Below are 15,512 nucleotides of genomic sequence, written 5' to 3'. Positions count from 1 at the left end.
CTCGACTGAGATGACAAAAGCCCGCTGCTAACACACAGCGGGCTTTTTTACGTACGGTGGGAAGTTAATTCGCGTCGTCTTTGGGCAATGGGATTCGCACGGCGAGATCGTCTTTTTCGATGTCGCCGGTGTAGTCGAAGACCCCATTGTCGTCTGTCTCGTTCTCACCAATGCTATACAGTAGAAAACCGTCTGGCGTCCGTTGGTAGATCAGTGGTTTGCCGCTGAACAGGTCTTGCGGGACCTCTGCGAAGAACTTCGGTTTTAAGTCGGCAAGTGATTGCGGGTATTCACCGTGCTCGCGTTGGTAGGCGGCGATTGCGAAGCCGATTTGTGTGACCTCTGCCTTCATTGTTTGCCGCTCTTCTGCCTTGTGAGCCTGGAGAACCGCAGGAATGAGCAGACTTTCCAAGATGACACTCATCCCTTCCGTCACGCTAGCACGGATGCCCTTGCCGAAGAGCATCTTTAGCGGATTGAGGTTCTGAACTTCGCCCCGGCGTTTCTTCATTTCCTCGTTGAAGGCGTTGATGGCCGCGATACGTGCGGCCCGGTTTTTGATTTGCAGCAAGCTCGTCAGCCGATCATAGAGCTTGTTGAACCGCGTGAGCACCAAATTCCAATCCACGCCATTCTTCATGAAGAACTCAGCGATGTTCCCCATGATGCCTTCATCCGGTGCACCATCGCCGATCATTTGCAGTCCTTGCGGACCTTCGATTGCCAGAAGTTGAATGGCGTCCAGACTGAGGCTGCGTTCGCCGAGATCGATTTTCTCACGCATGAGCGGCAACGGCGGGAGCGACTGGAGTTGCTCGCGATATGCGATAAGTTGTTTCTCACCGAATTTCGGCGACGCGATCAAGGCCTGGTCGGCATCGCTGGCAATACTGTCGATCGCAATGCCGACGAGTGCTTCAATGATGGTCGGACCTTGGCCCACCATCCGTCCCAATCGGTGGCTGGCGAGCAGGTCTCGTGTGGCGGCGTCGAAATCCGATTCGCCGAGTGACCGCATCGCTCGCGCTGAAAGCAATCGGGCGATGGCTCGGCACTCTTGTATCATCGGCAGGAAGGTCGTGATCACATTTTCGCGATCGTCGGAACTGACCAGCGGACTAAAATATCGTTCCCGTTTGGTCGCTTCGAGGACCAACGTCAACGGTTCTTGGTTTGCATCGATCCATTGATTGATCACCGGAAACTGTTTCGGCGACCATGGTCGATCCATTGCATGCCCTTGGTTCTCGTAAATTCGATCGAGTTCGTCGGGGCGTTGCCCAGCGGGCAGAGATTTCACGAAGTCATCAATACCGACGAGAAACGTTCCTTCGCTGGGCAGAGATTCGATGCCAAGCCGCTTTGCAAGTCGCTCGTTGTAAGCTTCGGTCAAATCGTCGCGGTAGCCGATCAACTGCCAGATCAGCACGGCGGCATTGTTTTCCGGTGTCACGCCTTCACCGAATTTCGCGTTCAATGCCGCCACGTAATCCACAGTGCCGTCTTCGCGAACCGGCTCGGTGAAGTACGTGGTTTCCTTCGAGAGTTTGATCCCCGCCTTGGTGAATTCCGGAGCCGGGGTGTTGTCTCCGTCGGCAGCCCAGCCGATTGATGACGTCAACAGAATTCCGGCTGCAATCGCGGAACGCATTCGCATGGGCAACTCCCTGTTCGCAAAATGGACTCAAATACCGGCGGCATCGGGGAACAGACCGGTGCGGATCGCCAATTTGTCTAGTTTTTCGATCAACCACCGTGAGATGCCGGAGGATTACAGTTCCGCCGTGGCCCCGGTTCGGATGACGACATCGTTCTTGGCGGCCCAGGTGTGCATGTCTTGCTTTTGGATCGCGGTAGCCATCATCGAGGGGAACAGGTCCGGCGTACACGCAAAACTGGGGGCACCCAGGGCGGTCATCTGGGCGGCGAGCTTTTCATCGTAACAGGGTGTGCCGTCATCACTGAGAGCCAGGAGACAGACCATGTTCACTCCACTGGCGACCATTTCGGCCGTCTGACGCAGCAAGTCCGCCGCGATACCGCCTTCGTAGAGATCGGAAATCAATACGAAGATGGTCTGTGACGGTCGCGTGATGTGACCCCGACAATACCGCACCGCCCGATTGATATCCGTTCCGCCGCCAAGTTGTGTGCCGAAGAGCACATCGACTGGGTCTTGCAGCTGATCAGTGAGGTCGACGACCTCGGTATCAAACACAACCAGCCGCGTGGAAACGGCTCGCAACGTCGCCAACACCGCTCCGAAGATGCTGGAATACACAATCGAAGTCGCCATCGAACCGCTTTGGTCGATACACAATACGATATCGCGGAGCGAGGATTGTTTGCGTCCGTATCCGACGAGCCGTTCGGCGATGATCGTGCCACGATCGGGCAGATAGTTGTGCAAGTTCTTCTTGATCGTGCGGTGCCAATCGATTTCACCGGCCTTTGGTCGTGAAGTGCGTGTCGCTTTACTGATCGCACCGCGGACGGCTTCGGTCATCGGATTTCGCAGTCGGCGTTCCAAGTCGGCCACGACTTTCTGTACGACCTGCCGAGCGGTTTCCTTCGTTTTGTTGGGAATGACGTTCTTGAGCGTGAGCAATGTGCCCACCAAATGCACGTTGGCTTCGACGGTTTCGAGCGTTTCCGGCTCCAACAACATTTGGTGCAAGTTCAGTCGCTCAAGGGCGTCTTTCTGCATCACCTGCACGACGGACTTGGAAAAATACCGCCGAATGTCCCCGAGCCAACGATTCACGTTTGGGCTGGAACTTCCCAAACCGGCCGAGCGATCGGAATCGTAAAGGGCTTCGAGGACGTGATCCATCTGCAAGTCGTCACCATCAAGCCCCCTGGGCAGACCTTCGCCATCGGCTGCCGAACCGCCGCGTCCCCGGTTTCCTCCACACTCCGCCGACTTGCCGAGTACCATTCGCCAGCGACGCAGACGCTCATCGTTACTGATCGGTGGCATCGTATTTCACTCCCAAAATGTGGGCCAACACCGGCAGCACTTTTCGGGCTCGTTCGGTGTTGAGTGTGGCGGATTCCGTTGCGGTGGTGGCCGGTTTTTCTGATGCGGAGTCGGTCGCGAGATGTTTCACCTTCTCGCCCATTTGCCGGCGTTCCGGGCTGGAGAAGTCTGCGAACGCCCGGCGAATCATCGGCAACATTTCGATAAACGTCTCCGCATCCAAACCGGACAGCCAACGGTCGAACACACGCCACACGCTGTCTTGGTGCAGCAACAGCAATCCGCTCCCGCGTAACAGCCCCGTCACCCAGTGGGCACACGCATCGGGCGGGTTGGCTGACGAAAGGGCACGGCGGGCGAGGGTATCGAGTTCGTCATCGGTGATGGCCGCTTTCTCCAACAAGACTCGCACGCACCAACCTCGCAACAGTGGATGGATGTTTCGCGTCATCAACCGTCGCAAACATTGCTGCCATTCATCGGTCTGGTCGGTTTTGGCGATCGTGTCGAGCGACTCGTTGACATGCCCGATGCCCGTCAGCATCCGTTCGGCGGCATCGTCGTCGAGTGACGCACACGCGGGAGCCAGACCGACCGTGATGCGTTCAAAGATGCCAACTAGAATCGGCTCGATCTGTTCCGCTCGCGTGCCTCGCACATCACTGTACCGCGCGACTCGGGCCAACGGCGGCATGGCATGCATGAGATGACGGACATCGGCTCCGACCGCCGCCATCGTTTGGATGCGATCGAGCAGCGGTTCCGTGGCGGCATCCAAACCGGCGAGAATGGCTTGATCGAGCAGGTTTGTCACTACGGAAAGATCATTCGCGTCGGTACTGGTTTGAACCATCTTTGCGGTGGCGGCGGCTTCGACGGTGTTGCCCCAGACGTTGGCTTCGATGATCGCGACCGCAAACTCCGGTTGCCATTCGATCCGCCAGACTTCATGGAACGTGGAAACTCGACCGCCGGTTTGTTCGATGTGTCCCCACGGGATTCCAATACTATGCAGGCGATGCAGCAGGTGACTGCGGGCGAGGTGGTTTTCTTTGCGGAGATCAAGATCCAACACACGGTTTTCGCTCGTTGGTTTGAGTCGAAGTGACTTCTGCAACCGAGCTAAATCTTGGGCCAACGGGACGGCGGGCGTGTCTTCAGGGACTTCGCCAAGCATGTCGCCGATTTCGAGTTTCCGTCGAATCAGCCGCATCGGTGTGGCGTCGCCGTGACAGAGAACCGTCTGCACGGCATCGTTGAGTTCGGCGAGTCCCGGTGATCGCAACTCTCGCATGGCCGCGAGCGCGTCGGCCAATCGCACCGCTTCGATGACACTCGCCGAGGATGCGTCTAAATCGCGGTCTCTTAGCAACCGTGCGGTGGTGGCGATCCAGCGTGTCCCGGCGGTTTCTTGCGAATTCCACAGATGAGCATACCAACCCGGTGACCGGACACCCGCACCGTAACCGCTTTGGTAACTGAGGCGTGAATGCGTCCAAGGAATCCACGTCGCTTTCGTTTTCAGCTTCGGTAAACCTTTGAGCAACTTGGCATCATCGGATTTCTTGAGACCGGTCCGTTTTCCGTTCAAGGCGTCTTCGTCGAGCACCGGGGTATGCCACGCTCCGCAAACGACCGCAATTCGCTCCGGTTTCTCCTTCAACACCTCCCGCAATGTTTTTCGCATATAGGCTTCGCGGAGCAGATCGCGTTCGCGGGTTTCGTCGAACTCTTCGCGGACGGTTCGCATCGCTTCGAGAATGGCGGCGAACAAACCGGTCGCATCGGAACGACGTTCGATTTGCTCCTCCCACCACATCTCATGATCCTGATACCCCGCCGCCTCGGCAAGCAAGGCCAACGGATCGGCTCGCCAAGTTCGTTCGGTTGGTTCGGTCTGTGTTTCCGATGTCTCGTCGGTGCCTTCGGATGGCGTTTCCTCAGCGATCCGTTTCGCCAGTTCTTCCTCGGCTGTTTTTGCGAGGGCAAAGTGATGTGATTGTGGCAGGTCCATCAACCGGACCGGCACCTTGTTCTCGGATGCCCACCGCAGCGTTTGCCATTCGGGCGAAAACACCGTTAGCGGAAAGTAAACCGCTCGCGCGGGTTCATCGGGCGGATAGATCAGCATCGCCACCGGCGGTTTTATCTCTGGATGAGCCGCCAGTTCCAATGCGTCTACCGCATCCGCTGGGCCTTCCATCACGACGACATCCGGCTGCAACTCCTCCAAAGCCGCCCGTAAACTCCGCGCACAACCGGGACCGTGATGCCGAATTCCGAAGAGGTGAAGGTTCATGGCATGGAACTACTTTTTCTTCGGGACTTTGCCGTAGGAGTACTCCGATTCCTCCGCAACGAGTTTATCAAGAACCGCTCGCAATTCCTGACGAACCGCTTTGGTTTCGGTGTCGATCTCACCGGGCTTCAGGTTGCGTTTTTCGAGTTCGTCCGCAGGGACATTGTAGAAGCGACCGTCGTGATAGAGTTTGTAGGTTTGGTTGCGGGCGTAGCGTTTGACGTTGTTGCCTTCGCGTTTGCCGTTGCGTTCGTACCAGCAGAAGACCCAGTCCCGCGGGTTGCCCTCGTTGCCTTTGAGTTGCGGGAGGAAACTGCGGCCATCGATCGTACGATCCTGCGGAATTTTTGAACTGGCACCGGCGGCTTCGGCGAGCGTCGGCAACAAATCGCTGAAGTCGATCAAGTCTTGCGAGACGGTGCCCGGTTGAATCGTGCCAGGCCAACTCGCGATCATCGGCACGTGAGTTCCCGCGTTCGGCGTGGTGCCTTTGCCGCCTTTGTAATCGCGGCCTTGGAACGGTGACTTGATCATCTCGTATGTGCCGTTGTCACAAGTGAAGATCAACAACGTATTCTCCCGCACGCCAGCGGTTTTCAATGCCTGATCGATCTTGCCGACCATCTTGTCCGTGTAGGCGACCATGTCCTTGAAGTGTTTGCGGTTCCACTTCTTGCGTGGCCACTCTTTGGTTTCGGTCGGGTCCCAATCGTCGGAATCGGGGGTGGGTTGGAACGGCCAATGCGGGAGAATCATCGGATAATACGCCAAGAACGTTTCGTCCTTGTGACGCTGGATGAAGTCGACCAGATAATCGCTGACGATATCCGGTCCGTATTCGCCATCGGTGTAGTCGAGGGTCTTGCCGTTGACTTCGACGCCGGGATTCGGATAGCGACATGGCCGCCGTGTGAGTTGCCAAAGACAATACTCGTCAAAGCCGAACTTGTTCGGGCCTTTAAATCCGCCTTCGAGTTGCCACTTGCCTGCGATGCATGTTTTGTAACCGGCGTCCTTGAGGACATTCGCGAACGTGATCTCATTGGGATGCAACAACCCGAACCGCACGTAATTCCGCGAGTTGTACCGGCCCGTCATGATCTGCACCCGCGAGGGTGTGCAAATCGGTTGGGAATAACAATGCTCGAACCGCATGCCCTCGGCGGCTAACCGATCAAGATTCGGCGTGCTGTAAAACTTCGACCCGTTCGCCCCTACGCACTCATAACCCATGTCGTCGGCCATGATGAGCACGATGTTCGGGCGTTGATTTTTCTCGGCGGCGACGCTCGAACTTGCGGGGCGGTTCCAGACGATCAATGTGGCGGCGATGAGCAGTAGCATCACGTGACGCTGATGGAATCCGAGGTGGTGTTCTCTCCCGAGACGCATGAGGAATCTCCAATCGGGCGGTGTGCCGGGGGACAAGATATGTGAATTGAGTATCCGGTTATCGCATCATCAGGTCAACTTGGTCCCGAATCGCGTGGGCGGAGGGCGAACAACATAGTGGCACCGGTTATCGATTTCGATTTTATGGCAACGGTTTGGCTCCCTCGAAAAAGAATTTGCTCGTCCGAAACCGTCAGGTATACTATGTTGTCAAATTTCAACAATTTCACCACACTGTGGGGCTTCATACGATGTCCGAATTAATCGACGACAACGGCTCGAGTCAGACAAGTCGTCGGAGCAAACCGGAAAAGGAAAGCCGACCCAAACCGCCGGAAACAGTGCTCACATCTTTGCAACTGATTGCCGTAGCCGCGACGTTGGGGGCGATTGTGTTGCTGGTATTGTCTCTGGCACGATATGATTGGGCACTGCCGGGTTAAGTGGTTTGATGCCACAACTGTCGGCGGTTGCACACGACTGTGCCGGATATGAGAGCTCAGTCGTTTATTCCGATCGAAAGCACGACGAACGTATGAGACGAATTGCCCTCATCATTGTGATGACCGCCACCATTGGTTGTGCGAACGATCCGCCTCCCGTTGACACCGCATCGGAGAGCGAACAAACGCCTTCACCCGCTGTCGCTGAGTCTGCAACAGACGCCTCCGACGAAGTCGTTGTGATTGATGTTCGGAGCGAGTCGGAATGGGACTCGGGTCACGTCGAGCAAGCGGTGCACATTCCCCATACTGAGATTGCAGATCGAATCTCGGAAGTCACAACCGATAAAGACGCCAAAATCGTTCTATATTGTGCCGTCGGCGGACGAGCCGGAAAAGCCAAGTCCGCGTTAGAAGAACTCGGCTACACCAACGTCGAAAACGGTGGTGGATACGACGACGTTAAAGACCGCTTCTAGACCGCCGCTACCGCATCTCGCCTGCACCATTCGCTTGTCGTGATTTGGCAAGCAGAGTTGGTCTTCTCTTTCTGTCGGTATTCGAACAGAGCCCTGGCGCGCTTTGGGATCATCCCCGCCGATTGACGAATCTGCCGTCTCGGTCTCTTTGCGGAACTCGGCTCGCTTACTGCGATCGTTTCGTGTCTGAGCATCTGTGAGTATCATGAAATACGCTCACACCGTGCTGCTAGTTTCCAAGAGGTTCACAGAGTCCTCGTGTTGCGGCGGCTGGCTTTGAGAGTGTTCACTCCGATTGGATGTTCGCAATCCTCGTGAAGGCAGAAACGGAGGCATCGAATGCCGTGCTCTTTGATCGTGACGCTACTGATCTGTTTCGCGATGAACCTTTCGACAACGCTGGCTTCGGATTCGTTGCTAGTCGAGAATGGCCAACCGCGTGCGCAAATCGTCATTGCCGAGAATCCCACCCGCACGCAGCGATTAGCGGCGGTCGAATTGCAACGTTACCTCGAAAAGATCAGCGGCGCCCGATTGCCGATTGGTCATCAGCACGGGAAGTTGCCGATCACGATCTACGTGGGGCAAAGTCCGGGCACAGAGAAGTTGGGCGTGACCACCGAGGGATTGACCGATGGAGCCTATCGGATTGTCTCGGGAGATGATTGGCTGGTGCTCATCGGTGACGATTCGAATTTTACGCCGATCGAACCGTGGCCACGGGGGCATCGAGACAACCGAAGTGGAAAGATGCAAACCGAATGGGATCGCATCACCGGTCGTCACTGGGGCTACATGCACAACCAACTTCATAAGCATTATTCGGGACCCAACTCGCTTTTCGGCACGCCGAACGAACCGATTGCCGACGATGCGGGAAACGTGCACGTGTGGAACTTCGACGAACGCGGGTCGTTCAACGCGGTCTGTGGGTTTCTGCGAGATTTGGGGGTGCGGTGGTATATGCCGGGCGAAATTGGTGAAGTGGTCCCACGACAAGACACGATCCGTTTGCCGAACGTCGATCGAACGGTGCGTCCAGATTTTCCCATGCGGATTCTCAACTTTCGTCCGGGTGTGTATGGACGGGATGTAATGATGTGGGGCTTTCGGCTCGGGGTGCGTCGTCCCTACGGACGCCAAGCCGCACACGGGCTGCATGGCATGACCGACAATCCGTGGACGCTCGAGAACCGTCCCGAATGGTTCGCACTTTACGGCGGGAAGCGTCACACCGATCCGAATCTCAAGAACAATCAACTCTGCTATTCCAATGAGGAATTGTTTCGGGAAGCGGTCGATTTTGCGCGGGTGCAACTCGACCACTTTGACATGGATGTCGTTTCGATCATGCCGCCCGATGGCTACACCGCGATGTGTCAGTGCGAGAAGTGTGCGGGCAAGGAATCGCCCGATTTAGGAGAACGCGGACGGCTTTCGAATTACGTTTGGGACTTTGTAAACCGAGTCGCCAAAGAAGTGGGCAAGACCCATCCCGACAAGAAAATCTCGAACTGTGCCTACGGCGTATATACGGAACCGCCTTCGAACATCGAAAAGTTAGAACCGAACGTGCAGGTCATCATTGTCGGCGGTCGCCGTCCGTTATCGGATGACCGAGCCGATCTGCGTCGATTGCGGTCCGAGTGGCAGAAGAAAACCGACAACCCCGTGGAAATCTTCGAGAACTATCCTTTCACCGGTCGAGGCTTCTACCTGCCCGCGTATTTTCCTCGGTTGCTAGGCGAGAGCATCAACGAAACAAAAGGGCAATCACGGGGCGAGGACATTTGGCTGACGATGGACTTCTCCGACGATGCGGTGGGCTACAACCATTTCCTGGTCTACTTCACAGCCCGAATGTATTGGGGCGGAAAAGATCAGGATGCGGCGGCAATGTTCGACGAGTACACGCAGAAATTCTATGGCCCAGCGGCACCGCAGATGGCGAAGTTCTTCGAGTATTGTGAAACGCATTGGCGCGAGATGGACAAGAACGAAGAACTCGCCAACCAAGCTCTGCAACGATTCGCCGAAGCCCAGGCCCATGTTCCGCCGAAGTCGATTTTCGCGCGGCGAATTCAGCTGATCGACAATTACTTGAACGGTTTGCGAAACAAGGCGAAACAGTTGGCTCAGAAACGCGGGCCCGTGCCGACACTGCGAATCGTCAGTGGTGCGGAACAACGGGGGACCATCGTCGTCGATGGCAAACTCGATGACGGCCCGTGGACGAAGATTCCAACGGCGTCCATCGGCCGACTTTCGGAGTTGCAGACCGGTCGACAACCGACTTTCGGAACGCGGTTCATGGCGGAGTGGCTCGGGAACAATTTGTATTTGGCGATCCGATGTGACGACAAAGCCGGAGAGGCGTTGAACATTGCCACCACGAAGAACGGCGACCCCGCGATTTGGTACGGCGATGCGGTCGAGATTGAGTTGGCCACGGAATCGCACAGCTACTATCAACTTGCGATTAATCCCGCTGGTGCGTTGGTGGACCTGGATCGCGGTGCCCCGAAAAACCAGTGGTTCAATTGGTCGTCCGGTGCGGAAGTTGCGACCCACATCGCAGACGATCACTGGACCGTCGAGGTTCGCATTCCCATCACGCAAGACGCGAACGATCCGTTGCATCAGGTGGTCGGACACAAGCCAACGCAGAGTCTGCCTTGGTATCTCAACGTTTGTCGGCAACGCATTCGCGATGGTGCGTCGGAGTTCTCCGCGTATTCACCGACTGCGACGGCCGGTTTTCACGTACCGATGAAATTCGCTCATCTTTTCGCGGGGCGTTCATACAAGTTTCCGGCGGATCCCTCGGTGAGCGATTTTGTGATCGCCAGTCGAGCAGCGGAAAAACTGACACGCAGTCGAAAATGGCAAGCCGCACTCGACGCCTATATCACGCTGGCCGATTCCCCAAAACTGACCGATCTTCAAAAGTCGTCCGCTCTCCAACATGCGTCTGCATGTGCCTGTCAGCTCGAAGATTTTGACCGGGCGAACACGCTTGCTGAGCAAATCCCCATTGCCAGCGTCAGGAAAACAACGCAGATGCAAACCCTGGGAGCGGCACGTCGGTGGACGGACATTGCCACGAATTTCGGAGATGAAGATTTCAGCCAATGGCCGTTTTGGCAAATTGCCGAGGGGGCATTCGCCCGTGGCAAAAGTTACTTCTTTCTCCAACAAGGCGAGCGAGCCAACCACGATTTGCAACTAGCATTGGCCTACGAACCCGCCCCGTCAACACAACTCGCCATCCGCACGATGCTCGCACAGAACTTCGAGTCGCGTCTTGAGGACAGCGACGCCGCGTTGAAATTGTATTTGGCGAATCTCGACGGAAAGCAGCGAATCGGTGGTGCGGACGAGTTTCGATCCCTGCAACGAGCCGCCGCGATTCTCTCCGAACGGGAGCGTTACGACGAAGCGTTGTCGTTGTTCGGAGTCGTTTCGTTCGAGAAGCTCAACGGTTTCTGGCTGCACGAAATGAAACTCACCCGAGCCGACACGCTTGCAGCATCTGGACGCAATGACGAGGCCCGCGAACTCTACCGCCAAGTTTCTATAGCGAAATCCGCCACAAAAACGCAACGCCAACGGGCCGACATGGAACTGGGAAGTTGTGAACGTTGAACTCGACAAATGGATCAGGTGAGAGTCGCCGCAAACTTATTGTTGTGTCGGCGGCGATTGTCTCACCCGTCAATTGCAACGAGTTGGCTTCCTACAGTGAACCAATGCGATTGGCTCCGGTGCTGGGATTCCAGAAGAAAAGGTCATCCTGTGGTGGGGTGGTGAAGACGTCTTCGATGAGACGAACGACTTGTTCGTAATCGCCATTGACACCGCCGGTGGCAAAGGCGTTATCGGCAAACGTGGGATCAGCGGCGGGGACGATGTCGGTCAGCAGGCTGCGGTTTTCGCCCGTGTTCGGATTCCAGGCGAAGACGTCATCGAGCCCATCGCCATTCAGGTCGGCAACCTCGATGACATCATAAACCGAACCGTTGAGCAGCGAAGCATTGCCATCGCGGACCATGTCGACCGTCGTGCTGCCCCCCGAAGAGTTGAACGAAACCCGTCGGTTTTTCCCGCTGGTAAGATTCGTAAAGAGCAACTCATCCAAGCCACCCGACTCAAATTGGCCGACGTCAACCGATCGGAAATCACCGCCATTGATTTGCGTGGGATCGATCACGTTGGTTTGCACGCTGCTCACGGCACTGTCAGTTCCCGCAGTAACGGAGAGGAAGTGAGCAATACGGTTTCTTCCACTGATGGGATTCCAGAAGAAGAGGTCCGTTTGATCGATCCCATCGAGGTCCGCGACGACAGCAGTGGTGAAGTCGTTGCCATTGATTTGAGTGGGATCGATCACATTGGTTTGGAACGTACTCATCACACTGCCGGTGCCACCGTTGATATGGATGAGACGGTTCCGCCCGGTGGTCGGGTTCCAGAAGAACAGATCGGTATTGCCGCCACCGTCGAAATCACCCACGAAGACTTCGGTGAAGTCGTTGCCGTTAATGAGCGTGGCGTCGATGGGGTTATCCTGTTGCGTCCGGTTGGCATCACCGAAGAGGATGCGGTTGGTTCCACTGACGGGGTCCCAGAAAAAGATGTCATCGACGGCGTCCACCGGTGTACCATCGAAATTCCCGCTGACCAACGTGGTCAATCCGCCGCTGATGTTGGCTGACGGGATGGCATTGGAGGTGAACGTCGCTTGATTCGGTGCCAGTTCATCGTTCTGAATCGTGCCGTCTCCGGTGCTGACGGCGAATGTCACATTCCGTCCACCGGCTTGCAGATTGGACAGATTGACGTTGAAGGTTTCGTCGGCTTCAAACGTGTTGTCGCCGATGATGTCGACGGAAATCGTTTGCGTCTCGCCCGCGTTGCCGGCAAAGTTCAACGTGCCATTCACGGCGATATAGTCGTTGTCGGCGACGGTCGCGGTGCCGTCGTTCGTTTCGAAGTCCACGGTGAACGGTGCATCAACGGCGTTGTCGAGCGTAACAGTGAAGACCGCCTGCGAAGTGCCATTGTTGCGTTCGATGACGGTCACATCATCAATCGACAAAGTCGCGGCATCATCGTTGATGATCGTGCCCAACCCTCGACCGTCGGCGAGGTTCGCCCCCTGAACGAGAAGGAGATCGACAAAGAATGTCTCGTCGAGTTCAACGGTTGTATCGCTACTGACGAAGACCGTCGCGGTCGCCGAGGTCTGTCCGGCGGTGATCTGATTTGCGGGGCCGATCCCAACAGTATCAGTCACGATCGACGCAGTGCCGTCGGCAAGACTAAAATCGAAAGTGACGTCCGTGAGCGCCGGTCGATCGAGCGAAACCGTGAATTCGAACTCGGTATTTCCGCTATCGCCTTCGTTCAGCGTGACATCGTTGATCGACAGGTTGGCGACATCGTCATTCGTGATGGTGCCGACTCCTTGACGGTCGGAAAACGTCACGTTACGTCCACCGGCGCTGATACTTCCGAGAACGATGACGAACACCTCATCTGCTTCGACCTTCGTATCGCCGTTTACTTGCACGGTGATCGTTTCCGTAGAACCGGCAGTCACGCTGCTGAAGTTGCGAGTCGTTAAACCGATATGCGTGTAGTCGCCGTCCACCCCGTTGGCGGTGTTGTCACTCACTCCGAAAATGAAGCTCACACCGGTGTCGACTTCCGCATCCAGCGTGACGGTGAATACGAACGGAGTCGTGCCGGAATCACCTTCATCAGCGGTGACATCGTCAATGCTGATCGTCGCCGCATCGTCATTTGTGATCGTGCCGACGCCGGTGTCGTCTGCGATGGTGGCCCCCATCGCGTTTGATAGCATCACGGTAAATGTTTCATCCAGTTCGACTTTTTCATCGCCGTTGACAAAGATGGTGATCGTCGCTTGTGTTTGCCCCTGGGGGATCGTCTCGGTACCACCGGCGTTGAGGTAGTCGTCGTCACCGTTTCCACTTTGTAGTGCCGTCCCATCGACTGCCACGAAGTTGAATTGCACATCTTGGTTGGCTGCTTGGCTCAGTGACACCGTAAACGTGACCGCGGTGGTGCTGCTATCCCCTTCGGCGATCGTGACGTCGTCGATGGAGAGTGACGGCAGCACGGGGTTGTCGACGGTAAAACTTGTGGTTGCAGAGGATTGATCGGTCCCGTTGTCGACCGTCAGGCGAAAGATGATCGACTCATTTCCCACGCCATCCGCGACACTGTCCCAGACAAATGTGTTGCCGCTGCCGAACGACAGTGGGGAAGTCGGATTTGAGCCGGACGTCGGCGTCGCTAGTGCGAACGTGGCACCTCCATCGATTGAGTACTCAAACGTCGCGGTCAGCAGACTGTTGAGAGGATCAACGGCGTCGAAACCGATGACGATGATCCCGCTTTCCGTGGTCCCCAAAGGATCGGTGATTGTGGCGGAGGGACTTGTCACCGCTTCGACCGCACCAATGTCGACTGCGGCACCTAGAACCCGTGCGAATCCGGTGCCACGTTGATCGGTGGTGAGCGAGTTGCTCATTGCATCGACGGCAAGAGCGTTGTCTCCCGCGTTGATAGCAGGACTCCCGGCGACCAAGGCATGTGTTTGAGTCGGTCCGCCGTTGTCGCTAAGCGTGGTACTTAGCACGGTATTAATGTCGATTGTGCCCGTCCCGTTGTTACCGACGATATTGCCGTCTTGACCGTCCATGATGGCGCCGGCCGAACTTGCATCGCCGATCAGATTGTTGCTGGCGGAGGTAATAAAGCCCGGCGCTGCATCAATATCATTGGGCGTTGCGTTTCCGGAACTGCCTGTGAAGTTGCCTGCCACAATCGAATTGTTCACGACTTGCGACTGACCAGAAAATGAGAGGAAATTGGCAATTCCACCGCCTGTGTTGGCCGTCCCATTGTTATCAAAGTCGTCGGTGTTGCCGGTGATCGTGGCGTTTGTGATGACTACCGAACCCCCAAGAGCAATTCCACCTCCAACGCTGTTGGACGAATTGCCAGAAATCGTGGAATTGACAATCTCCAAGGAGGCGAGTCTAAAGACCGACTCGCTAGTAATCCCCCCACCATTAGAGCGGGCCATATTGCCATTGACGGTGGAGCCGATCAATCGTGCCGTTGCCCTGTTGTAGATGCCCCCTCCGCTGTTCGCAGTATTTTGGACAATTGTCGAATTGCTGATGGTGAGATTTTCACTATTAATAATGCCTCCACCATTTGCATTGCCAGAGGCACTTCCGCCGGTGATCGTGAGGTTACTCAATGACACTAGCACACCAATCGTGTTGTTGCTCCCATCATCAATGTTGAACACACGGCTGTTGCCACCGGCGTCGATGACGATGTTGTTCATCTCACCGTCGATGCTGAGTGCTTTGTCGATGACCAATTCACCATTCGTCAGGTTGATCGTGCCTTGCACGCTGAAGGTGATATCGTCCCCAGCGCTGGCGGCGGTAATCGCGTCTCGCAAACTCACACCGCCAGTGCCAACGCCGTCGTTTTCATCCGCCAATGTATCAACCGTGAAGGACGTCAACAGCGTGCGGTCTTCGAGGACTTCCGTCGCGATGGGCATGGAGAGACTTCGGCGAATGTTTTTCCGGCGGTCGTTGCGGAGTTGCTGCTGAATGCGGTCGGCGACCAACTCGCGTGTCTGGCGAATGCGGGTCCAGAGATTAGATTGGGAGAACATCGGCAAATTCTTTCCGGTCTGACGAGATTGGTGGAGTCGACGAGTGAGAGTTGGGTGAAACACGGGCTTGGCGCAATCTGGGGTGAAGCGAAAGCCTCTCCTAGTAAATACGGGAGGCTTGGACATTCCCATCTCAAAATTTCTCAGAAGCGATTTTCTGGTCACTGAACAGACAAAACGGCACGAAAAC

General features: G+C 56.0%; 8 protein-coding genes. 3 read left to right on the top strand and 5 right to left on the bottom strand.

Features of this window, described 5'->3' with window-relative positions; all coding sequences use genetic code 11:
• Positions 1–64 precede the first annotated feature (64 nt).
• From G6R38_RS22155 to G6R38_RS22140, 4 genes are all read right to left on the bottom strand, one after another.
• The gene (locus G6R38_RS22155) at positions 65–1,657 is read right to left on the bottom strand and encodes a hypothetical protein (protein ID WP_166830951.1); all 1,593 of its coding nucleotides are present in this window, start codon (positions 1,655–1,657) and stop codon (positions 65–67) included.
• Between the two features lie 114 nt (positions 1,658–1,771).
• Positions 1,772–2,980: a VWA domain-containing protein gene (locus G6R38_RS22150; protein WP_166830950.1), complete on the bottom strand. Its 1,209-nt coding sequence runs from the start codon at positions 2,978–2,980 to the stop codon at positions 1,772–1,774.
• Entirely contained in the window at positions 2,964–5,279 is a 2,316-nt protein-coding gene (locus G6R38_RS22145) for a DUF5682 family protein (RefSeq protein WP_166830949.1), read from the bottom strand. Before G6R38_RS22145 ends, G6R38_RS22150 begins: the two co-directional genes overlap by 17 nt.
• Before the next feature lie 9 nt (positions 5,280–5,288).
• Positions 5,289–6,671, bottom strand: coding sequence for a sulfatase-like hydrolase/transferase (locus G6R38_RS22140; protein WP_166830948.1), 1,383 nt, complete (start codon positions 6,669–6,671; stop codon positions 5,289–5,291).
• A gap of 251 nt (positions 6,672–6,922) precedes the next feature.
• Between G6R38_RS22140 and G6R38_RS22135 the strand changes: the two genes are divergently transcribed.
• From G6R38_RS22135 to G6R38_RS22125, 3 genes are all read left to right on the top strand, one after another.
• Positions 6,923–7,114, top strand: coding sequence for a hypothetical protein (locus G6R38_RS22135; RefSeq protein WP_166830947.1), 192 nt, complete (start codon positions 6,923–6,925; stop codon positions 7,112–7,114).
• A 92-nt stretch (positions 7,115–7,206) separates the two neighbouring features.
• Positions 7,207–7,593, top strand: coding sequence for a rhodanese-like domain-containing protein (locus tag G6R38_RS22130; protein ID WP_206028678.1), 387 nt, complete (start codon positions 7,207–7,209; stop codon positions 7,591–7,593).
• A 339-nt stretch (positions 7,594–7,932) separates the two neighbouring features.
• Positions 7,933–11,238 (top strand): DUF4838 domain-containing protein, encoded by a 3,306-nt coding sequence (locus tag G6R38_RS22125; RefSeq protein WP_166830946.1) that lies wholly within the window; start codon positions 7,933–7,935, stop codon positions 11,236–11,238.
• Positions 11,239–11,329: 91 nt separating this feature from the next.
• On the opposite strand, the gene G6R38_RS22120 is transcribed toward G6R38_RS22125, so the two are convergent.
• Complete coding sequence (locus G6R38_RS22120) at positions 11,330–15,322, bottom strand: beta strand repeat-containing protein (protein ID WP_166830945.1); 3,993 nt, start codon at positions 15,320–15,322, stop codon at positions 11,330–11,332.
• Positions 15,323–15,512 lie beyond the last annotated feature (190 nt).

Origin of the sequence: Thalassoroseus pseudoceratinae, from assembly GCF_011634775.1 — a bacterium.
GTDB lineage: Bacteria > Planctomycetota > Planctomycetia > Planctomycetales > Planctomycetaceae > Thalassoroseus > Thalassoroseus pseudoceratinae.
This window is presented reverse-complemented; position numbering and strand designations above follow the sequence as displayed.

Coding starts and splice junctions, on each gene's coding strand:
- G6R38_RS22155 (WP_166830951.1), bottom strand. CDS start 1,657: ATGCGAATGCGTTCCGCGATTGCAGCCGGAATTCTGTTGACGTCATCA.
- G6R38_RS22150 (WP_166830950.1), bottom strand. CDS start 2,980: ATGCCACCGATCAGTAACGATGAGCGTCTGCGTCGCTGGCGAATGGTA.
- G6R38_RS22145 (WP_166830949.1), bottom strand. CDS start 5,279: ATGAACCTTCACCTCTTCGGAATTCGGCATCACGGTCCCGGTTGTGCG.
- G6R38_RS22140 (WP_166830948.1), bottom strand. CDS start 6,671: ATGCGTCTCGGGAGAGAACACCACCTCGGATTCCATCAGCGTCACGTG.
- G6R38_RS22135 (WP_166830947.1), top strand. CDS start 6,923: ATGTCCGAATTAATCGACGACAACGGCTCGAGTCAGACAAGTCGTCGG.
- G6R38_RS22130 (WP_206028678.1), top strand. CDS start 7,207: ATGAGACGAATTGCCCTCATCATTGTGATGACCGCCACCATTGGTTGT.
- G6R38_RS22125 (WP_166830946.1), top strand. CDS start 7,933: ATGCCGTGCTCTTTGATCGTGACGCTACTGATCTGTTTCGCGATGAAC.
- G6R38_RS22120 (WP_166830945.1), bottom strand. CDS start 15,322: ATGTTCTCCCAATCTAATCTCTGGACCCGCATTCGCCAGACACGCGAG.